19 protein-coding genes are annotated in these 19,435 nt (G+C 69.9%); 16 read left to right on the top strand and 3 right to left on the bottom strand.

All coding sequences use genetic code 11. The features are described 5' to 3' along the window. Positions 1-24 precede the first annotated feature (24 nt). From ABZ154_RS12980 to ABZ154_RS12970, 3 genes are all read right to left on the bottom strand, one after another. The gene (locus tag ABZ154_RS12980; protein ID WP_356831880.1) at positions 25-885 is read right to left on the bottom strand and encodes a hypothetical protein; all 861 of its coding nucleotides are present in this window, start codon (positions 883-885) and stop codon (positions 25-27) included. Positions 886-1,063: 178 nt separating this feature from the next. Continuing rightward, positions 1,064-1,327 (bottom strand): hypothetical protein, encoded by a 264-nt coding sequence (locus ABZ154_RS12975; protein ID WP_356831878.1) that lies wholly within the window; start codon positions 1,325-1,327, stop codon positions 1,064-1,066. 201 nt (positions 1,328-1,528) lie between these two features. Further along, positions 1,529-2,743 carry a helix-turn-helix domain-containing protein gene (locus ABZ154_RS12970; protein ID WP_356831876.1) on the bottom strand — a complete coding sequence of 405 codons (1,215 nt, stop codon included), beginning with the start codon at positions 2,741-2,743 and terminating at the stop codon, positions 1,529-1,531. 643 nt (positions 2,744-3,386) lie between these two features. Here ABZ154_RS12970 and ABZ154_RS12965 point away from each other — a divergent pair. From ABZ154_RS12965 to ABZ154_RS12890, 16 genes are all read left to right on the top strand, one after another. Then, entirely contained in the window at positions 3,387-4,319 is a 933-nt protein-coding gene (locus ABZ154_RS12965) for a hypothetical protein (protein WP_356831874.1), read from the top strand. Positions 4,320-4,518: 199 nt separating this feature from the next. Beyond that, on the top strand, positions 4,519-5,175 hold the full coding sequence (locus tag ABZ154_RS12960) for a hypothetical protein (RefSeq protein WP_356831872.1): 657 nt from the start codon (positions 4,519-4,521) through the stop codon (positions 5,173-5,175). A gap of 309 nt (positions 5,176-5,484) precedes the next feature. Continuing rightward, a complete protein-coding gene (locus ABZ154_RS12955; protein WP_356831870.1) occupies positions 5,485-7,002 on the top strand; it encodes a DUF6801 domain-containing protein in 1,518 nt (505 codons plus the stop codon). Between the two features lie 327 nt (positions 7,003-7,329). Then, positions 7,330-8,328 (top strand): ATP-binding cassette domain-containing protein, encoded by a 999-nt coding sequence (locus tag ABZ154_RS12950; RefSeq protein WP_356831868.1) that lies wholly within the window; start codon positions 7,330-7,332, stop codon positions 8,326-8,328. Continuing rightward, positions 8,325-9,191, top strand: coding sequence for an ABC transporter permease (locus ABZ154_RS12945; protein ID WP_356831866.1), 867 nt, complete (start codon positions 8,325-8,327; stop codon positions 9,189-9,191). The genes ABZ154_RS12950 and ABZ154_RS12945 overlap by 4 nt, the downstream gene beginning before the upstream one ends. Before the next feature lie 5 nt (positions 9,192-9,196). Beyond that, positions 9,197-10,000 carry an ABC transporter permease gene (locus tag ABZ154_RS12940; protein WP_356831864.1) on the top strand — a complete coding sequence of 268 codons (804 nt, stop codon included), beginning with the start codon at positions 9,197-9,199 and terminating at the stop codon, positions 9,998-10,000. Then, on the top strand, positions 10,000-11,280 hold the full coding sequence (locus ABZ154_RS12935) for an MCE family protein (RefSeq protein ID WP_356831862.1): 1,281 nt from the start codon (positions 10,000-10,002) through the stop codon (positions 11,278-11,280). Before ABZ154_RS12940 ends, ABZ154_RS12935 begins: the two co-directional genes overlap by 1 nt. Beyond that, positions 11,277-12,308, top strand: coding sequence for an MCE family protein (locus tag ABZ154_RS12930; protein WP_356831860.1), 1,032 nt, complete (start codon positions 11,277-11,279; stop codon positions 12,306-12,308). The genes ABZ154_RS12935 and ABZ154_RS12930 overlap by 4 nt, the downstream gene beginning before the upstream one ends. Further along, a complete protein-coding gene (locus ABZ154_RS12925; RefSeq protein ID WP_356831858.1) occupies positions 12,305-13,321 on the top strand; it encodes an MCE family protein in 1,017 nt (338 codons plus the stop codon). Before ABZ154_RS12930 ends, ABZ154_RS12925 begins: the two co-directional genes overlap by 4 nt. Before the next feature lies 1 nt (position 13,322). Then, the gene (locus tag ABZ154_RS12920; protein WP_356831856.1) at positions 13,323-14,462 is read left to right on the top strand and encodes an MCE family protein; all 1,140 of its coding nucleotides are present in this window, start codon (positions 13,323-13,325) and stop codon (positions 14,460-14,462) included. Further along, positions 14,459-15,706 (top strand): MCE family protein, encoded by a 1,248-nt coding sequence (locus tag ABZ154_RS12915; RefSeq protein WP_356831854.1) that lies wholly within the window; start codon positions 14,459-14,461, stop codon positions 15,704-15,706. The genes ABZ154_RS12920 and ABZ154_RS12915 overlap by 4 nt, the downstream gene beginning before the upstream one ends. Further along, a complete protein-coding gene (locus ABZ154_RS12910) occupies positions 15,703-16,974 on the top strand; it encodes an MlaD family protein (protein ID WP_356831852.1) in 1,272 nt (423 codons plus the stop codon). Before ABZ154_RS12915 ends, ABZ154_RS12910 begins: the two co-directional genes overlap by 4 nt. Next, positions 16,971-17,492 (top strand): hypothetical protein, encoded by a 522-nt coding sequence (locus ABZ154_RS12905; RefSeq protein WP_356831850.1) that lies wholly within the window; start codon positions 16,971-16,973, stop codon positions 17,490-17,492. The genes ABZ154_RS12910 and ABZ154_RS12905 overlap by 4 nt, the downstream gene beginning before the upstream one ends. Continuing rightward, entirely contained in the window at positions 17,489-18,082 is a 594-nt protein-coding gene (locus ABZ154_RS12900) for a hypothetical protein (protein WP_356831848.1), read from the top strand. The genes ABZ154_RS12905 and ABZ154_RS12900 overlap by 4 nt, the downstream gene beginning before the upstream one ends. Before the next feature lie 20 nt (positions 18,083-18,102). Then, on the top strand, positions 18,103-18,630 hold the full coding sequence (locus tag ABZ154_RS12895) for a hypothetical protein (protein WP_356831846.1): 528 nt from the start codon (positions 18,103-18,105) through the stop codon (positions 18,628-18,630). Positions 18,631-18,694: 64 nt separating this feature from the next. Continuing rightward, positions 18,695-19,423, top strand: coding sequence for a hypothetical protein (locus ABZ154_RS12890; protein ID WP_356831844.1), 729 nt, complete (start codon positions 18,695-18,697; stop codon positions 19,421-19,423). The last annotated feature ends 12 nt before the right edge of the window (positions 19,424-19,435 follow it).

The following is a 19,435-nucleotide window of genomic DNA, read 5'->3' as shown; positions in this document are numbered from 1 at the left end:
ATGCGGGGACAGTCCGGACGGGGGTCAGCCGGTCAGCGCGGCCAACGACCTCTTCAGCCGCGCGACGAACGCCTCCCGAACCTCCTCGCCCACCCGGTCCAGCGAGAGGTACGGGTTGAGGTCCTCCAGCTCCACGAGCAGCAGCTCGCCCTCTCCCGTACGGCAGGCGTCGACCCGCTGGATGCCGTGATCGAGCGCATTCCACTCGATGAACCGCCGGGCGAACGTCAGGTCCGCCTCATCGGCCGCGTACGGCTCCAGCACCCACCGCCGCTCCGGGTCCGGCGCGTACAGCGCGTACTGGAAGTCGTGGTCGACGAAGTAGAAGGACACCTCGTGGCGGAAGTCGATTCGCGGCTGCACTAGCAGGACCCCCTCGTCCTCCCGCTCCAGCTCCGCCCCCACCACCGCCCCCGCGAGGAACCGCAGCCCGGCCGAGTCCGCCCCCAGCTTCGGCTTGACCACGTACTCCCGGGCCTCGGGCAGCAGCCCCAGATCCTCCGCCCGGTCGACCGTGGGGATCACCGGGAACCCCTCCCGGCTCAGCTCCACCAGATACTCCTTGCCCGCCATGTCCCCGCGCCCGCCCAGCGGGTTGTAGACCGGCACCCGCAGCTCCAGCGCCCGCGCGCCGAACGCGTCGTACGCCTCCTGGTAGTGCAGGACGGGCCCGCTGTTGCGTACGAGCGCGAGGTCGAAGCGGGCCAGCAGCGCGGCCGCGTCCCGGGGATGGCAGAGCGCGACGTCGAACTCCTCGCGCAGCCGGGAGGCGAGGAAGATGTCCTCGTCGCAGTAGCGGCGCCCGCGGGCCTGGTAGGAGAGGTCGGTGACGAGGAGGAGGGCGGGGCGGCGGGCGTCGTCACCGGTGCCGGGCACGGGGGTCATGAGGATCTCCGGGAGTGGACGGGGGCGGAGGACCACTATCCCCGACGGCTCAGCCCGGCTCGGCAGAGGGGGAGAGGCCGTCGTGCGCCCGCCCTCTCGGCTGCCCCACACCACCGAGCACCGCGCCGCCGGGCGGGAGAGGACGACCTCCAGGGGCAACCGGTGGGCCGCCGCCGGATCAGGAGAACGAGCCGGGACCCACCGCCAGCCGAGGGTGGTGGGCGGCCAGCACCTTGTTGGCCCGGGCCAGTTCGGACAGGGCCTGCTCGCGGTCGGCCTGGTCCTCGATGCCCAGCCGGGGCCCCCGGAACCTGCGGACCTCACGGGCCGCGCAGTCGGCCTCGAACTCCGCCTCCAGGATGTGCGGCGGGATGCACGAGCCGATCAGCGCCGCGATGCGGTCCGGGATCGGCACGGGGACGAGGAGGTGCGAGGCGGTCATGGGGCGTTCCCTCTCGGATGGTCGGCCAGGAGGCGGTACATGAGTGCTGCCGCCGGATGAGCGGCAGACTCCTCCTTGTGTACGGGACGCGGTTCCGGGTTTCTCTTCGGATACGTCTCCGTGTCGCAACCGTTTGGGACTGACCGTCTATTTCGCCTTACGCACGGGTAAGTTGACCTGTCGCGCCGGACGTGATCCGGATCAGGGGGGCGTGCCGGCCGAGCGGGCACGCAGCCGCAGCGCGCGCAGCACGGCCTCGGTCGCGAACCGGCTCTCCGGGTCGACGAGTTGATCACCGAAGATGGTCTCCAGGCTGCGCATGCGGTAGCGCACGGTCTGCGGGTGCACATCGAGCAGTTCGCCCATCTGGGCCGCCGTACCCCGGGTGTCGAGCCAGATCCGCAGCGTCTCGATCAGCCGTTCGCGGCGGGTGTTGCTGATTCCCGCCACGGCGGCCAGTTCCCGCTGGGCGAGCTGGTCGAGCAGGGCGGGGTCGGAGAGCAGCCACAGCGTGATGAGGTGGTCCTCGCAGCGGATCAGCGGGGCGTCGTCGATCACGCCGGAGTCGACGAGCTCCAGCACCCGGCGAGCCCAGCGGATCGAGTCGCAGGCCAGGGCGGTCGGGACGGTCAGCCCGATCGCCGCGTGACCGGCCGGCAGGGCCTGTTCCAGCATGGATCTCCGCGCGTCGTTCAGGGGGCCGGGGACGAGTAAGTGCGGCTGGGGGTCGCTGAGATCGAGGAGGAGGTCCCGGTCGGCGCTGAGCCGGTCCAGCCCGGCCGGGGCGCGGACGGCGACCAGGGTGACCTCGTCGGGCAGCGTCCAGCCGGTCTGCTCGCAGAGGTCGGCGATGGCGCTGCGGGGGGCGGGCCGCCCGGCGAGGATGAGGTGGAGCAGACGGCGGCGCAGCGCCTCGCTCTGCTCCCCGGACTGCGACTGGACCTCCAGGAAGCCCTCGCGGGAAAGCGATTCCAGTTCGTCGACATAGGCGAAGAGCGCGTCGGCGAAGCTGAGCATCAGGGTGGGGGAGAGGTGGAAGCTCTGCCCCACCCTCTTGGCCCGCCGCAGTGCCACCCGCGCGCCGAGCCGGTAGGCGCCCTGGAGGGTGTCCATCGTCCGGCCCTCGTACGCCTCGAACCGTCCGAAGCGCCGGCACATGTCGTCCCGCAGCGTGGTGGGGGTGGTGGGCTCGGCCACCAGGTCGACGAAGGAGGCGAGGCTCTGCTCGACGCCCACCCGGATGGCCTGGCCGTTCGGACCGTCCAGCAGCCGGGCGTATTCCGGATAGGCGCGGGTGACCTCCACGCCGATCTCCTTGATGAGGCTGGGGAGTTCGGGCCGCATGATCGCGGCGAATTCCTGGGGGAGCGGCCCCAGGGGGTCATCGGTGTCCAACGGCTGTATGAGGTGTGCCATGCCATGTCCCCTCTGCTCTCGGCGCCCGGTGGTGAGGGTGAGACGGTGGGGGAAAGCGCTCCCACGAACCGACAGGTGCGGACCAAGTCCGCGACGAAGATAGACCACGGAACAGGCACTGCACACCACTTGGACGAGATCGGGGTGCAGGGGGCACGCATCGTGTCCATGTGGTGGGACTTACGTGCAGGTCGGGCGGTACTGCGCTCTTTCGGACAATGAATTTCGGCCGCCTGCTCCGGCGGTGAGAAGAGCCGCGACCAGGCCATGACGTCGCCCGGGGCCGTTCCTGGGCGAGCCAGGGCGGTCGGGTTCCGGCGGCCGGTCCGTATTCCGGTGCCTCCGGATGCGCATTGCCTGATAAAGGGGTGACCCCCGGTTACTCAGTTACGGATCAAAAACAGGGCCGCGCAAAAATTCTTGGACGGACGGATTGTGTCGCTGTGTTTCCCGCGAGTAACATCACGCTTCGTTCAATTCGGACATGAAATCTGCCCGAAATTTGACGCTCAGATCTTCCTCCCCCGGGTCCACCCCGCGGCTCCATCACCGCCGACAAATCCGTCGTGGTGCGGGCATGCGTCGGAGAACCGGTCAACTTCGCGCACGAGGCCGCAACCCGGCGGCCGAAAGAGGGGACGACATGAGATCCGTTTCCAACCGCACGCGCATTGGGCTGCTCGCGGCATTCACCGCCTTCAGCGCCGTGCTCTCCACCGGCTCGGCCGCCGCGGCGACCGAGCTCAACGGCGACTGGGCGCCGTTCGACCGCTGCCCGGTGGACGCGCCCGCCATGCTCGCGGCGGACGGCATCACGAATATCGCCACCTGCATCTCGTCGAGTTCGGTCACCGGCTCCATCACCCTCGGCAAGAGCCACGTCCCCACCGGCAACAGCGATCTGCAACTCGGCGTCATCCAGCACAGCAACGGCACCACCACCCTGGTGGCGCCCCCCGAGGGCGCGCTCACCGCCGACCCGGCCGTGGTCCCCGGGGGGCTGCTGGGGCTGATGTGTCCCAGCGCCATCCCCTTCGTCTCCGCGATCTGCCGCCAGTTGACGGACAGCAACCTCAACCGGATCACGGCCACGATCGAACCGGCGGGTGCTCCGCGGGACTTCAACATGGTGGCGGCCTTCTCCACCGGAGAGCCCATCCTCACTCTTCCGGTCCGCATCCACCTCAAGAACCCGTTCCTCGGCGACAAGTGCTACATCGGCACCACCGCGAACCCCGTGCTCCTGAAGCCGCAGAACCTGAACGCGCCGACCCTGTCGCTCCAGCGGTTCGCGGCCGACGGAACCCCGGACGACGAGGGCGAGATGGGCCGGTACACCTTCGCCGGCGCCGACCAGGGCGACGCCGCGTTCGCCGTCCCGGGGGCGAGCGGCTGCGGAGCCGGACTCCTGGACTGGGCGGTGAACCTCAAGACCGGTCTCCCGTCGGCCGCGGGGAAGAACGGCGTGAAGCTCAACGACACCTCGACCTACTTCGGCAGCCCCTACGACCCGGCCGGCCTGGCACCGAACGAGGGTCGGAAGCTGTCGGAATTCTGGCACTCCGCGAAGCGGTAGCGGCCGACGCCCTCCATTCCCCGAGGGCATTGCGGAACCGGCAGAAGGAGGTGGTGCGACAGCCGCCCGACCGCTCCTGACAGAAGGCGGACCGAAAAAGAGCAGCGCCTTCTCCAGTCCAGTTCGAAGCGTGCCGCCCGGATTTCCCGGGCGCGCGTCCACTCGTATCCCCAACGGGACAAGAAAAGGGAGTAACTCCATGATCAAGCGATCCGGTGTACTGACCGCGATCGGTGCCGCCGTGGCATCCGTCGCCCTGGCCGTTCCGTCGGCCGTCGCCGCGCCGACCAGCTGGACCATCACGCCGACCGGCGCCTTCACCGGCAGCGCCGGCGTGACCGTCCTCACCGACAACAACGGCAACAAGATCCAGTGTGCGACCTCCGCGGCGTCGGGCTCGGCCCCCACGTCCCCGGTGGCCGGCTCCCCGGCGCAGCTCGCGTCCATCTCGGCGATCTCGTTCAACTCGCCGTGCACCGGGCCGTTCAGCTCGACGTGGACCGTGACCACCACGCCTCCGTGGCAGATCTGGGGTCTCAACTACACGGCGGGCGCCGGTACCAACTCCACCGGCCAGGTGACCGGTGAGATCCGGACGATCAAGGCGAAGGTCACCGGGAGCAGCCTGCTGGGCCCCTGCACCTTCGACGTCACCGGAAAGGTGGCGGCCAAGTACAACAACCCGAGCGCCGGCGGGAGCAACGGCACGCTGAACACGGCGGGCGGCGGTCTCACCCTGGCCATCGCCAACAAGGTCGGCGGCGGCTGCGGCATCGTCGGCACCACCGCCAGCTTCCAGGGCCTCTACACCATCAAGAACACGGCCACAGGCAAGTCCCCGGTCATCAGTGGCTGATCCACCGTTCCTGATGCTCAGCACGTGAGCGTGGTGCCCGGCTGCGTGCCCTCGGCGGCCGGGCACCTACGCGCTTTCCACTCACTCGCCGACAACTCCACGGGCCGGAATTGTCATCGCCTGCCAAGAGTCGCGTCCGGTGAGAACTCGGAATTCCCGGCTCTTCCCAGGTCGCCGACGACGTGCGTACCGTACCGGTCGGTAGGAGGGCCGTTCCGCGTCCTCCCGAAAGGCCGTTGCCGAGAAGTGGACCCCATTTCGCAGCCATCGAACCGATGGGCCCGCGCGCGCCGGAAGGACACCATCCGCATGACTCTCGATGCACGCGCCGCGGCGAGACGGCCCCTCCATCTCGCCGTGGGCGGGGCGCTCGTCGTCGCCACCGCGCTCATTCCGAGCGCCGAATCGGTGGCGGCCGACCAGACCTCCGAGGTCACCATCCCCTATGCCTGCCAGTTTCCCTCCGGCCCGGAGAAGGCGGACGTCGCGGTCAAGGCGGTGCTCCCGGTCTCGGCCCGGACGGAGGAAACGATCCGTCCCGGTGACGTCTCCGTGGAGGTGGGTCTGGCGCGATCGGCGCTGACACAGTTCACCGCGCTGGAGGCGTCCACCCTGTCGGCCGTCGCCGAGCTGACCGTACGCAACACCGTCGGCGAGCACTCCGCCGACGCCTCGTGGCAGCAGCTCGAAGCCCTCGCGGTTGCCCTGCCGCCCGGAGGCGAGGACGAGGACGGTGTGGTTCTCACCGCGACCGGCGACGTACCCACCATCGCGTTCGGCAGCCCCGGACCCGCGACGATCACACCGGCCGCCCTCAGCCTCACCCTCGCCTCCTTCACCGAGGACGGCACCCCGACCTCGCCCCCGGAGCTCACCGTCGTCTGCGAGCCCGCCGACGACGAGGAGCACCCGCTCGCCCGGATCACCGTCCGCGACAGCGCCGGACCGAGGCCCCCCACACCCGGTCCGGACGCCCCGACACCCGGGGAGGAGGCGGCCGATCCCCCCGATGAGCCAGCTCGCCCGGCCCCCGGACTCGACCCGGACGCCCACCGGAAGATCGACGACCTCACCGAGGCGCGGCTCGAAGCCCTCGACGACGAGGACCCCGGAAGCTGCCCCATCGAGATCCCGCCCGAGTGGGTGATGACCACCGCGGAGACGTACGCCGCCGGGTACGCCAACGCCGTGAAGCTGGACGGGGCGGCGGCGCTCGGGCCCGCGTTCATGAAGGTGGTCCTCAACAAGCGGTACGTCAACGACTCCTGCGCCTCGACCGTCGACGTCACCTCCGAGGTGGAGTTCGCGTACGAGGGCAAACGGCAGCTCCCGCCGACGAAGGCCACCTTCCTCAGTTACGGGTTCATGCCGACGACCGCCACGATGGTCCTGGAGCAGGTGGGGCCACCGGCCGTCGTCCAGACCCACACGGTCACCAACACGCCGACCTACCCCGAGGAATCGACGGTCACCGCCCACCTCTCCATGCGCCTGTACGACGTGAAGGTGAACGGCGTGCCGCTGGACGTGGGCCCCGACTGCCGCACCGAACGGCCCTTCCAGCAGGTCCTGAAGGGGTACGGCCAGAGCTATCCACCGGCCGGCTACCTCGTGGCGACCGGCGGGAATCTGACCGGTTACGCGCACATCCCGCCGTTCAAGGGGTGCGGCGTCGGCGAGAACCTCGACCCGCTCTTCACCTCGGCCATCTCCAGCGTCGGCAAGAAGGCCGACAACTACACCAAGATGACGCAGGCACCGCTCTGCGTGGCGACGAACCCGGACGGGCCCGACTGCCCGCCGAAGGTGCCGAAGCCCGAGCGGTGACCGCGCCGCCGGTGATCTGGACCGAGCCGCAGCCCTTCCGGTCGTCGCGCGGCCGGAAGGGCTGTTCCGATACGGGAAGATGCCGTCCACTCCGCGGAGAACTCATCACCGATTAACAGGTTTGGCACGCCGATCACTCACTCGGAAACAAGTAATCGGGACGCCACGACCACGCCGGAGAAAGTTCCGTATCCAGTATTGCGAAGGCAGGTTACCGAGCCGTAGCGTCCCGGGTGAGCGGCCCGAAACCCCTCCGTACCTGCTTGTTTTCCGACAGTCGGAGCGCTGACAGATGACCAAAGTCACCACCACTTCGAAGGAGGGCCGATGGGAATCGAAGTAGTCGTCGAGGGCCTGACGAAGTCCTTCGGCAAGCAGAACATCTGGCAGGACGTCAGCCTCACCCTGCCCGCCGGTGAAGTGAGTGTCATGCTCGGACCTTCCGGCACCGGAAAGACCGTGTTTCTGAAATCCATCATCGGACTGCTGAAGCCGGAACAGGGCCGCGTCCTCATCGACGGCGTCGACATGGTGAACAGCTCCGAGCGCGACATCATGGAGACGCGGAAGCTCTTCGGCCTCATGTTCCAGGACGGGGCACTCTTCGGCTCGATGTCCCTCTTCGACAACATCGCCTTCCCCCTGCGCGAGCACACCCGCAAGAAGGAATCCGAGATCCGCCGCATCGTCATGGAGCGGATCGACGTCGTCGGCCTGCTCGGCGCCGAGGGGAAGCTCCCCGGCGAGATATCCGGCGGCATGCGCAAACGGGCCGGCCTCGCCCGCGCCCTCGTCCTGGACCCGCAGATCATCCTCTGCGACGAACCGGACTCCGGACTCGACCCGGTGCGCACCGCGTACCTCTCGCAGCTCCTGATCGACCTGAACGCGCAGATCGACGCGACGATGCTGATCGTCACCCACAACCTCGACATCGCGGCGACCGTCCCGGACAACATGGGGATGCTGTTCCGCCGCAACCTCGTCACCTTCGGGCCCCGCGAGGTACTCCTCACCAGCGACACCCCGGTCGTCTCCCAGTTCCTCGCCGGACGCCGCGAGGGCCCCATCGGGATGTCCGAGGAGAAGGACGCCGCGACCCTCGCCGCCGAGCAACAACGCAACGACGCCCTCGGCAACACGGCCACGATCGCTGTGCCGAGGACCGTGGTCCCGCAGCTGGAGCCCTCGCCCGGCATGCCCGTACGCCAGGGGGCGCTGCGCCGCCGGGAGCGGGTCATGTCGATGATGGGCCAGCTGCCGGACGCCGCCCGTACGGCCATCCTCAACAGCTACGCCCCGGCCGCGGGGGGTGCGAGAGCGTGACCGCCCCGACGCCGGTGCGCCCGCCCGAGCCGCCCGAGAGACCGGCGCCTGCCCTCTCCAAGACCCCCGAGCAGGCCCCGGAACAGCGGCGCCCCAGCCGGTTGCTCTCTCCCCTCCGGGAGACCGGGAAGCTGTTCGCGCTCGGCATCGCCGTGGGCCGCGCCATCTTCCGCAGGCCCTTCCAATTACGCGAGTTCATCGAGCAGTTCTGGTTCGTGGCCAGCGTCACGATCCTGCCCGCCGCCCTCGTCTCCATCCCGTTCGGCGCGGTCATCGCCCTCCAGGTCGGCTCGCTCACCCAGCAGCTCGGCGCCCAGTCCTTCACCGGCGGCGCCAGCGTCCTCGCCGTGATCCAGCAGGCCAGCCCCATCATCGTGGCGCTGCTGATCTCCGGGGCGGCCGGCTCCGCGATCTGCGCCGACCTCGGCTCCCGCAAGATCCGCGAGGAGCTGGACGCGATGGAGGTCATGGGTGTCTCGCCCATCCAGCGCCTGGTCGTCCCCCGGGTCCTGGCGACCATGCTCGTCGCCGTGCTGCTCAACGGCCTGATCTCGGTGGTCGGCACGCTCGGCGGCTACTTCTTCAACGTGATCATGCAGGACGGCACCCCGGGTGCCTACCTCGCGAGCTTCTCCGCCCTCGCCCAGCTGCCCGACCTGTACGTCAGCGAGTTCAAGGCCCTCATCTTCGGCTTCATCGCGGGCATCGTCGCCGCCCACCGCGGGCTGAACCCGCGCGGCGGCCCCAAGGGCGTCGGCGACGCGGTCAACCAGTCCGTCGTCATCACCTTCATGCTCCTGTTCTTCGTGAACATGGTCCTCACGGCGATCTACCTCCAGATCGTCCCCGCGAAGGGGGGCTGAGGCAGATGGCGATGCTCAGCTGGCTCGACCGATCGGGCGACCAACTCATCTTCTACGTGAGGGCCCTGATCTGGATCCCGCGCACCCTGCGCCGCTACCTCAAGGAAGTGCAGCGGCTGCTGGCCGAAGTCGCCTTCGGCAGCGGCGGCCTCGGCGTCATCGGCGGCACCATCGGCGTGATGGTCGCGATGACCCTCTTCACCGGCACGGTCGTGGGCCTCCAGGGATACGCGGCCCTCGACCAGATCGGCACGTCGGCGTTCACCGGATTCATCTCCGCGTACTTCAACACCCGGGAGATCGCACCCCTGGTCGCCGGGCTCGCCCTCTCCGCCACCGTGGGCGCCGGGTTCACCGCCCAGCTCGGCGCGATGCGGATCAACGAGGAGGTCGACGCCCTCGAAGCGATGGGCGTGCGGTCGATGCCGTACCTCGTCACCACCCGGATCATCGCCGGGGTCGTCGCGATCATCCCGCTGTACGCGATCGGGCTGCTCTCCTCGTACCTCGCCTCCCGGTACATCACCATCTTCTTCAACGGGCAGTCGGCGGGTACCTACGACCACTACTTCAATCTCTTCCTCTCCCCGACGGACGTGCTGCTGTCGGTGCTGAAAGTGCTGATCTTCAGCGTGCTGGTGATCCTCGCCCACTGCTACCACGGCTTCCACGCCACCGGCGGCCCCGCCGGAGTGGGTGTGGCCGTGGGCCGGTCGGTGCGCAACGCCATCGTGCTCATCAGCGTCACCGACTTCTTCCTCTCGCTCGCCATCTGGGGTGCCACGACGACGGTGAAGGTGGCCGGCTGATGAGTCCACGTGGAGCACGAACCGTTCGCCGCAGAGCCGCCGGAACCGCCTTCCTGCTGGTCCCCGCCCTCCTGGTGTGGGTCTCGGTCTCGGTGTACGACAAGGACTTCAGCGACGACGCCACCGTGACCGTGCGGACCGGCCCGGTCGGCAACGAGATGCACGACAACGCCGATGTGAAGCTGCGGGGCGTCGTCATCGGCCAGGTCCGCTCCATCGCCACCGACGGTGAGGGCGCCCGCCTCACCCTGGCCATCGACCCGGACCAGCTGGACCGGATCCCCGCCGACGTCACCGCGCAGATGCTGCCCACCACCCTCTTCGGCCAGCGCTTCGTCGCCCTCGTCCCGCCCCGCACCCCCTCCACGCGCACCCTGAGCGCCGGTGCGGTGATCCCGCAGGACCGCTCCAGCAACGCCATCGAACTCGAAGAGGTGCTGGACAACGTCCTGCCGCTGTTGACCGCCGTGAAGCCGGAGAAGCTCTCGGCCACCCTGAGCGCCGTCTCCCAGGCGCTCGAAGGACGCGGCGAGAAGCTCGGCGAGACGCTGACCACGCTGGATGCCCACCTGAAGAAGTTCAACCCCCAACTGCCCACGCTGAACGAGGACATCAAGCAGCTCGTCAAGGTGAGCACGCTCTACGCGGACGTGGCGCCCGACGTCCTCGACGCCCTCACCGACGCCACCACCACGAGCGGAACCCTCGCCGAACAGGAGGCGCGGCTCGCCGCGTTGTACGGCACCACCGCCGCCTCCGCGCGCGATGTCACCTCCTTCCTGCGGGAGAACAAGGACAACCTCATCCGGCTCTCCTCCTCCGGCCGCCCGACGCTGGAACTCCTCGCGAAGTACGCCGACTCGTTCCCCTGCACGCTGCGTACGGTCGCCGGCTTCGTGCCGGCCATGGACAAGGCGCTCGGCAAGGGGACGGACCAGCCGGGACTGCACGTGACGGTCAAGGCCGTGCCCGCGCGAGGGAAGTACGTTCCCGGCAAGGACACCCCGGTCTACAACGCCACCGGCGGACCACGCTGCTACTCGGTGCCGTACGTCGGCAAGGGCGCCCCGACCGCCGACACCAGCAGGGCGTCCGACGTCACCGCACCGCCCCCCGCCGCCCAGGACACAGCGCTCGGCCTGCCCAACTCGCCCCAGGAGTCCCAGCTCGTCAACGAGTTGGTCGCCCCCTCACTGAAAGTCCAGCCGCAGACCCTGCCCGACTGGAGCAGCGTGCTCATCGGTCCGGCCTTCCGCGGTGCGGAGGTGAAGCTCAAGTGAAACGCCGCTCCCTCGCGGGACCGCTCACCAAGTCCCTCGTCTTCGTCCTGGTGACCGTCCTCGCCACCACCGTCCTCGGGCTCTCCATCGCCAACACGGGCGTGGGCGACACCACCACGTACAAGGCGCGGTTCACCGACGCCACCGGGCTCATCCCCGGTGACAGCGTCCGCATCGCCGGGGTGAAGGTCGGCCAGGTCGAGTCCGTACGGGTCGCCGACCGCAGGGTCGCCGAGGTCACCTTCGGCGTACGCGAAGGGCGTACGCTCCCCGCCTCGGTGACGGCGTCCATCAAGTACCTCAACATGGTCGGCCAGCGCTACGTCGACCTGGACCGGGGCGCCGGACCGGTCGGCCGGACCTTTGCGGCCGGGGCCACCATCCCGCTCTCCCGCACCACCCCCGCCCTCGACCTCACCCAGCTGTTCAACGGCTTCCAGCCCCTCTTCGAGGGGTTGTCCCCGCCGGACGTCAACCAGCTCGCCGGCTCCATCGTCCAGGTCCTCCAGGGCGAGGGCGGCACCGTCGACAGCATCCTGCGCCACGTCGGATCGCTCACCAGCACCGTCGCCGCCAAGGACAAGGTGATCGGTGAGGTGATCAGGAACCTCAACACGGTCCTCAAGACGGTGAACGACCGGGAGGCCGGGTTCGACGACCTCGTCGTCACCCTGGAGAAGCTCGTCTCCGGCTTCTCCGGCGACCGCAAACCCCTCGGCGACGCCGTGACGGCGATGGGCGCCCTGACCACGGTCACCGCGGACCTCTTCCAGGACGGCCGGAAGCCGCTCAAGGAGAACATCCGCCAACTGGGGCGACTCAGCGACCAGTTGGACAAGGGGACGCCTCAGATCGAGAACTTCCTGGACAAGACCCCGGCCAAGATGGAGGCGATCAGCCGCCTCACCTCCTACGGGTCCTGGCTCAACCTCTACCTCTGCGAGGCCAAGGTCGGCGGGGTGGCCACCGACGACGGCTCCACGCCCCCCACCGGCATCGCCATCACCCAGCCGAGGTGCCTGGCATGACCCTCACCCCCATCCGGGAACGCAACCCGGTCGCCGTCGCCATCGTCGGACTCCTCGTCCTCACCCTTCTGGCCCTCGCCGCCTGGCGCGCCGACTCCCTGCCCTTCATCGGCGGCGGCACCACGTACAGCGCCGACTTCACCGAATCCGCCGGGCTCTCCGACGGCGACGAGGTGCGGATCGCCGGAGTCAAGGTCGGTGAGGTCACCGGGGTCTCTCTCGACGGGCCCCGGGTGAAGGTCGACTTCAAGGTCAAGGACGCCTGGATCGGCAACGCCTCCACCGTGGGCATCGCCATCAAGACACTCCTCGGTGAGAAGTACCTCGCCGTCGACCCGCTCGGCAACGCCCCGCAGGACCCCGGCTCCCGCATCACCGCAAGCCGCACGACCTCCCCGTACGACGTCACCCAGGCGTTCGACGGGCTCGGCGAGACCATCGAGGAGATCGACACCGAGCAGCTCGCCAAGAGCTTCGAGACGATCTCCGCCACCTTCAAGGACTCCCCGCCCCACGTCCGCAGCGCAGCGGAAGGGCTCTCCGCCCTCTCCCGTACGGTCTCCCGGCGCGACGCCCAGCTGGCAACCCTCCTCCAGGGCAGCAAACGCCTCACGAAGACCCTCGCGGGCAAGAAGAGCAGCTTCGAGACCCTCCTGGAGGACGGGAACCTGCTGCTCGGCGAGATCCAGGCTCGCCGCGACGCCATCCACCTGCTGCTCACCGGCACCCGCAGCCTCGGCACCCAGCTCACCGGACTCGTCGAGGACAACGACAAACAGCTGGGGCCGACCCTGGCCTCCCTCGGCCGGGTCACCGCCGTCCTGGCGAAGAACCGCAAGAGCCTGGACAAGGTGCTCGCCATGACCGGCTCGTACAGCCGGCTCGTCGGCAACACCCTGGGCAACGGCCGGTGGTTCGACACGTACGCCTGCGGAGTCGTACCCAGGAACTACGTCCCCGCCGGCACGCCCCCGGCGACCGGATGCATGCCACCGAAGCAAGGCGGCCGCTGACATGAGACGCACACGCATCATCGGCATCGGCGCCGGACTCGCGGTCGTCGCTGTGACCGCCACCACCGGGGTGAGCGCGCTGCGGGAGGACTCCAGGACCACCGTCACCGCCTACTTCGAACGGGTGACGGGCGTCTACGCCGGGTCCGACCTGCGCATCCTCGGGGTCCAGGTCGGCACGGTCGAGTCCGTCACCCCCCGGGGCAAGGAGGTGGAGGTCGTCCTCCGCCTGAACGAGGGAATCAAGGTGCCGAAGGACGCCCACGCGGTCGTCGTCGCCCCCAGCCTCGTCGCCGACCGGTACATCCAACTGGCCCCCGCCTACGACGGCGGGCCGCTCCTCGAGGACGGCGCCGAACTGCCCGCCGCCCGCAACGCCACCCCCGTGGAGGTCGACCAGCTGTACGCGTCCATCACCGAGATCACCACGGCCCTCGGTCCGAACGGGGCCAACGCCGACGGGGCGCTGGCCCGGCTCCTGGAGACCGGGGCGAAGAACATGGACGGCAACGGAAAGGCCATCGGGGACTCCGTCGAACAGTTCGGCAAGGCCGCCAAGACTCTCGACAAGAGCAGCGGCGACCTGTTCGGCACCCTCGCACACCTCCAGTCCTTCACCACCATGCTCAAGGAGAACGACGGCGAGGTCCGCGCAGCCGAGCAGCAGCTCAACTCGGTCACCTCGTTCCTCGCGGACGACAAGAAGAACCTCAGCGCGGCACTCAAGGAGCTCGGCGCCGCGCTCGGCCAGGTCAAGACGTTCATCGCCAGGAACCGGGGCGCGCTGAAGAAGAACGTCGATGCCCTGGTCCCCATCACCCAGGCCCTGGTCGACCAACGTGCCTCGCTGGCCGAGGCGATGGACACCCTGCCGCTGGCGGCGGGCAATGTCCTGAACGCGTACGACCCGGCCAACCGGACCCTCAACGGCCGGGCCAACCTCAACGAACTCTCCATGGGCGGCCCCCTGGTGGACCCGGACGCGGCCTCCGGCCCGCCGCCCGGACTCGCACCCGTCGACGCGAACCGGCGAAAGGTGCTGCCCGTCCTGCCGCTGCCGGAGGTCGGGACGGTCTTCGGGACACCGGAGAAACAGCCGGCGAAGCGGAAGCCGGACGACAAGAAGGGGGCAGGAAGATGAGCGGTTCCCTGCGCACCACCGGCGTCCGGGCGGCCACCGGGGCCGTGGCCCTGCTGGCCACCGGCGCGCTGATCGCCCTGGTCGTGGTCCGCACCGACGGACCGGTCTTCACCGGCATCGAGCAGATCCCGCTGCCCGGCGGCGCCGACCTCGGCGACAGCCCGTACGAGATCACCGCCGAGTTCGGCGACGTGCTCAGCCTGGCACCGCAGTCCTCGGTCAAGGTCAACGACGTGTCCGTCGGGCGCGTCACCGGCATCGCCCTCGCCGCCGACGGCTGGAGCGCCAAGGTCACCATGCGGGTCAACGGGGACATCGACCTCCCCGCCAATGCCTACGCCCGCCTCGAACAGTCCAGCCTCCTGGGCGAGAAGTTCATCCAGCTCACCCCGCCCGCCGAGGGCACCGCCCGCGGCTCCCTGGCGGAGAGCGGACGCATCCCGCTCACCCGCACCAACCGCAACCCGGAGGTCGAAGAGGTCTTCGGCGCCCTGTCCATGCTGCTCAACGGGGGCGGCATCAACCAGCTCAAGACCATCACCACCGAGCTGAACAAGGCCCTCACCGGCCAGGAACCGCAGATCCGCTCCATGCTGAACCGGGTCGACACCCTCGTCACCAACCTGGATGACAACAAGGGCGACATCACCCGGGCCCTGGACGGCGTCAACCGGCTCGCCGCGACACTGGCCACCCGCAAACAGGACGTCGGAACGGTCCTCACCGGGCTCACCCCCGGACTGAAGGTCCTGGAGAAACAGCGCGGCGCGCTCCTCACCATGCTGCGGTCCCTCGACACCCTCTCCACGGTGGCCGTCGACACGATCAACAGGAGCAAGGCGGACATGATCGCCGACCTGAAGGCGCTCGCCCCGACCCTGAAGGCGCTCGCCGACTCCGGCAGGGATCTTCCCGACGCCCTCCAGGCCTCGCTGACCTACCCGTTCACGGACGAGGTGCTGCGCGGGGTGAAGGGCGACTACCTGAACGTCTACCTGGATGTGACGGCCGCACCCGGCACCCGGATCATCCCGGCGCTCACCCCGGACGACCCGGCCCTGCCCCCGCCGCCGCACGACGATCCCGGTGCGGAGGGCGCTGCGGCGGCCCGCAGCGCGCTGCCGCTCCCGCTGCCGGCCGTCTCGCGTACGTCGGTGCCGCCCGGGGCGTCCGAGGGGCCTGCGGGGTCTGAAGGGTCTGAGGGGTCCCGCACACCGGCGCTCGAGAAGGGAGGCACCCCGTGATCACTCCCGCCATCCGGCTCAAGAACATCGCCTTCCTCGTCATCGCCGTGCTGGTCCTGGGCTACCTCGGCGTGCGGTACGCCGGACTCGGCCACTACGTCGGGCTGCGCAGCTACTACACGGTCACGGTCCGACTCCCGCAGACAGGCGGCCTCTACACCCACTCCAACGTCACCTACCGGGGCGTCTCGGTGGGCCGGGTCGGCCCCATCGAGCTGACCGACGACGGGGTGGCGGCCGAGCTGCGGATCGAGAAGGACGCCCCGCCCATCCCGGACAGCCTCCAGGCCGTCGTCGCCAACCTCTCGGCGGTCGGGGAGCAGTACGTCGACCTGCGCCCGTCCCGTTCCGACGGCCCCTACCTGGGCGACGGTTCGGTGATCGACGCAGCCGACACCACCCTCCCGGCGCCGCCCACCGAGATGCTCACCAGCGTCAACGACTTCGCGAGCTCGGTCGATCTGGAGCACCTACGCACGGTCGTCGAGGAGTTCGGCACCGCCTTCGAAGGGCGCGGCGACGACCTCCAGGTGCTGCTGGACAGTGGGGGTGAGTTCATCGACGCGGCCGACCGGGCCCTGCCGACGACCACCCGGCTGATGGCCGACGGCGAGACCGTGCTGCGCACCCAGGCCGAACAGGGAGCGGCGCTCAAGGGGTTCGCCTCCGGGGCCAAGGAGCTGGCCGCCGAACTCAAGGGGTCCGACGCCGACCTGCGGCGGCTGATCGCGACCACTCCGGACGCGGCCGTACAGATCAGTGGGCTGCTGCGCGACCTCGACCCCGCCTTCGGCGTCGTCGTCGCCAACCTGCTCACCACGTCGGAGGTCGCCGTCACCCGTCAACGAGGCCTGGAGGAACTGCTGGTGAAGCTGCCCGCCGTGGTGGCGGCCGGAGCGAGCGCGGTCGACGAGGACGGTGCCCGGTTCGGTATGTCGGTCACCTTCTTCGAACCACTGCCCTGCACCACCGGGTACGGCGCCACCAGGTACCGCAACGGACTCGACACCACACCCCCTCCCGCCCTCAACTCCGGTGCCCGGTGCGCCTCTTCACCCGGTACGGGCATCAACGTCCGGGGCAGCGCCAACGCCCCGAAAGGCGGCCCGGTCCCGACGCCTGCCAAGCCCGGCTCGATGCTGCTGAGCAACGGCGCCGGCGCTGACCCGAAGGACCGGCTGCCCGGAGCGCTGGGCACCGAGCCCCGCACCGCGCCTCCCACTCCCGGCATGGCCGGGCTCCTGGGCCTGGGAGGCGAGCGCTCATGACGCTCCGCACCCGGCACCTCGGCGGCTGGGCCGTCCTGCTGGCCGCCGCCCTCGTCTGCGGACTGGGCACCTGGTCGTACGCCCAGGCGCGCGGCGACCGCCCCCTCGCCTACGCCAAGGCCCGTGACGCGGCCCTGGCCCAGGGCAAGCGGCACCTCGCCACGCTGAACAGCCTGGACGGCAAGGACGCCACCAGCGTCTCCAGCGGCCTGCGGGCGTGGCGCGACTCCTCCACAGGGCCGCTCCATGACCAGCTGAAGCGGACCTCGGCGGCCGACGCGAAGACACTCACGACGGCGGGCGACACCGCCGACGGCAAGGTGACCTCGGCGGCGCTGACCGCCCTGGACGACCGCACCGGCACGGCGGAGCTGATCGCCACCGTGGACGTCGAGGTCACCCCGCGCACGGGCGCCCCCGGCACCCAGCGCAAACGCTTCACCGCCACGCTCGCCCGCACGGGCGACGGCTGGAAGGTCAAGGCGCTCACCGCGATGGCGGCGGGAGACGGCGGATGAGCGGGCGAACGGCCCTGGCGGGCACGGAAATCGAGGACGGGGAACACCTCGACGGCGCCGCACCGGACAGCACCGATGAGCCTGGTCGCCGCCGCCGGTGGGTCCGCGCCCTCGGCGCCCTCCTGGCCGTCGTCCTGCTAGCGACCGGGGGGCTCCTCTTCGCCGAAGGACGGCAGCTGCGCGACACTCCGGCGACCGGCAACCTCGCGCTCACGGACGCCGGGGCCACGACCCGGGTCACCGGCGACGTCAGCAACGCGCTCGGCAGGATCTTCTCGTACGGCCCCGACGCCACCGCCCTCACCAAGGACGCGGCGCAAGAGGTCCTCGCGGGCAAGGCGCTCCAGCAGTACGCGGCGCTGTTCGGCCAGGTCGAGAAGCAGGCCGCTGACCAGAAGCTGACGCTCACCACCCACGTCGTACGGGCCGGAGTAACCCGGCTGACCCACACCGGCGCCCACCTCCTGGTCTTCCTCGACCAGGTCTACGAACGCCGTGGCCGGCCCGCCACGACCGCCTCCGCTCAGCTCTCCGTCACCGCCGAACTGCGGGACGAACAGTGGCGGATCGTCGAGATCAGCTCCATATGACGGCAGGGGAGAGGCATCAGATGGCACGGGCAACGACGAGGAACCCCCTGGTGATCGCGACAACGGCGCTCGCGGTCGTCGCGGCCGGGGCGGCGGGCTGGGGCGGCTGGCAGCGCTACGACGCCGCCCACCACGACGCGACCTCCTACGGGCAGGCGCGGGACGACGCGCTGGCGGCGGGCGAGCAGGCGGTCCAGAACATGAACACTCTGGACCACCGCACGCTGGAGAAGGGCCTTGACAACTGGGAAAAGTCGACAACCGGCGCTCTGCACCGCCAACTCGTCGAAGGACGGGCGGCGTTCGCCGAGCAGATCGTGGCGGCGAAGACGGTCAGCACGGCGAAGGTGCTCTCCGGCGCGGTGACCGAACTCGACGAACGGGCGGGCCGGGCCGGGGTCATGGTGGCGCTGCGGGTCACCGTCACCGCGCCCAAGGGTGACCCGGCGGTGAAGGAGAGCCGGATGCTCGGCACTCTTACCCGGACCTCCGAGGGATGGAAGCTCAGCGCGCTCGGCCAGGCCCCCGTCGGCTCCACGGCCGGCTGAGCCGGCGCCCCGCACCCGCACCCGCTGCCGCCGCCCCCGCTCCGTATCCGAGAGGACCCCTCCCATGTCGACGACCCGCCACCTCGTCAACCGCCGCCGCAGGCTGGCCACTTCTCCGTCGCGCGCGGCTGTGGCCCCGGTATCGGATGAGGAGGCGGTGGAGGAAACCACCGCACTACATGACCTGCCGGAAACGGAGCCGGAGCGGGAACCCGATCCCGGTCCCGGTCCCGAGTCCGAGCCGGACGCCGTGACCGCACCCCCGCAGCGCCTCCGTACCGGCCTCCCGGGCGTCCCCGCCCTCCTCTGCGCCCTCACCATCCTCCTAGGAGCCTTCGCCGCCTGGGCGTTCACCTCGGCCGCGAGTCTGCGCGACGAGCCCGCGCGGCAGAACGCCGCGCTCACCGACATCGCCCGCACCAGCGAGGTGAAGGGCCGGATCGGCGAGGCGGTCGGTGCCGTGTTCTCGTACGACTACGCCTCGCCCGCCCGCTCCGACCGTGCCGCGAAGACCCATCTGACCGGCAGGGCCGTGCAGCAGCACAAGGACATGCTCGCGGAGGTACGGGAACTGGCGCCGAAGCAGAAGCTCGTCCTCACCACGACCGTCACCGCGAGCGGAGTGGAGTACCTGGACGGCGACCGCGCCCGGCTGCTGATCTTCGCCGACCAGAGCAACACCCGTACCGGCAAGGACGAGGAGACCACCTACGCGGCGGCCATGTTCGCCGTGGACGCCGTCCGCCGCGGGGACACCTGGCGGATCGCCGCCATCGACACGTTCACCCGCTGAACCGCCGGTGAA

Origin of the sequence: Streptomyces sp. NPDC006261 (assembly GCF_040613515.1) — a bacterium.
In the GTDB taxonomy this organism is placed as follows: domain Bacteria; phylum Actinomycetota; class Actinomycetes; order Streptomycetales; family Streptomycetaceae; genus Streptomyces.
This window is presented reverse-complemented; position numbering and strand designations above follow the sequence as displayed.

Excerpts from the sequence above, each read along its gene's own strand:
- ABZ154_RS12980 (WP_356831880.1), bottom strand. The coding sequence starts at position 885 with ATGACCCCCGTGCCCGGCACCGGTGACGACGCCCGCCGCCCCGCCCTC.
- ABZ154_RS12975 (WP_356831878.1), bottom strand. The coding sequence starts at position 1,327 with ATGACCGCCTCGCACCTCCTCGTCCCCGTGCCGATCCCGGACCGCATC.
- ABZ154_RS12970 (WP_356831876.1), bottom strand. The coding sequence starts at position 2,743 with ATGGCACACCTCATACAGCCGTTGGACACCGATGACCCCCTGGGGCCG.
- ABZ154_RS12965 (WP_356831874.1), top strand. The coding sequence starts at position 3,387 with ATGAGATCCGTTTCCAACCGCACGCGCATTGGGCTGCTCGCGGCATTC.
- ABZ154_RS12960 (WP_356831872.1), top strand. The coding sequence starts at position 4,519 with ATGATCAAGCGATCCGGTGTACTGACCGCGATCGGTGCCGCCGTGGCA.
- ABZ154_RS12955 (WP_356831870.1), top strand. The coding sequence starts at position 5,485 with ATGACTCTCGATGCACGCGCCGCGGCGAGACGGCCCCTCCATCTCGCC.
- ABZ154_RS12950 (WP_356831868.1), top strand. The coding sequence starts at position 7,330 with ATGGGAATCGAAGTAGTCGTCGAGGGCCTGACGAAGTCCTTCGGCAAG.
- ABZ154_RS12940 (WP_356831864.1), top strand. The coding sequence starts at position 9,197 with ATGGCGATGCTCAGCTGGCTCGACCGATCGGGCGACCAACTCATCTTC.
- ABZ154_RS12935 (WP_356831862.1), top strand. The coding sequence starts at position 10,000 with ATGAGTCCACGTGGAGCACGAACCGTTCGCCGCAGAGCCGCCGGAACC.
- ABZ154_RS12925 (WP_356831858.1), top strand. The coding sequence starts at position 12,305 with ATGACCCTCACCCCCATCCGGGAACGCAACCCGGTCGCCGTCGCCATC.
- ABZ154_RS12920 (WP_356831856.1), top strand. The coding sequence starts at position 13,323 with ATGAGACGCACACGCATCATCGGCATCGGCGCCGGACTCGCGGTCGTC.
- ABZ154_RS12915 (WP_356831854.1), top strand. The coding sequence starts at position 14,459 with ATGAGCGGTTCCCTGCGCACCACCGGCGTCCGGGCGGCCACCGGGGCC.
- ABZ154_RS12905 (WP_356831850.1), top strand. The coding sequence starts at position 16,971 with ATGACGCTCCGCACCCGGCACCTCGGCGGCTGGGCCGTCCTGCTGGCC.
- ABZ154_RS12900 (WP_356831848.1), top strand. The coding sequence starts at position 17,489 with ATGAGCGGGCGAACGGCCCTGGCGGGCACGGAAATCGAGGACGGGGAA.
- ABZ154_RS12895 (WP_356831846.1), top strand. The coding sequence starts at position 18,103 with ATGGCACGGGCAACGACGAGGAACCCCCTGGTGATCGCGACAACGGCG.
- ABZ154_RS12890 (WP_356831844.1), top strand. The coding sequence starts at position 18,695 with ATGTCGACGACCCGCCACCTCGTCAACCGCCGCCGCAGGCTGGCCACT.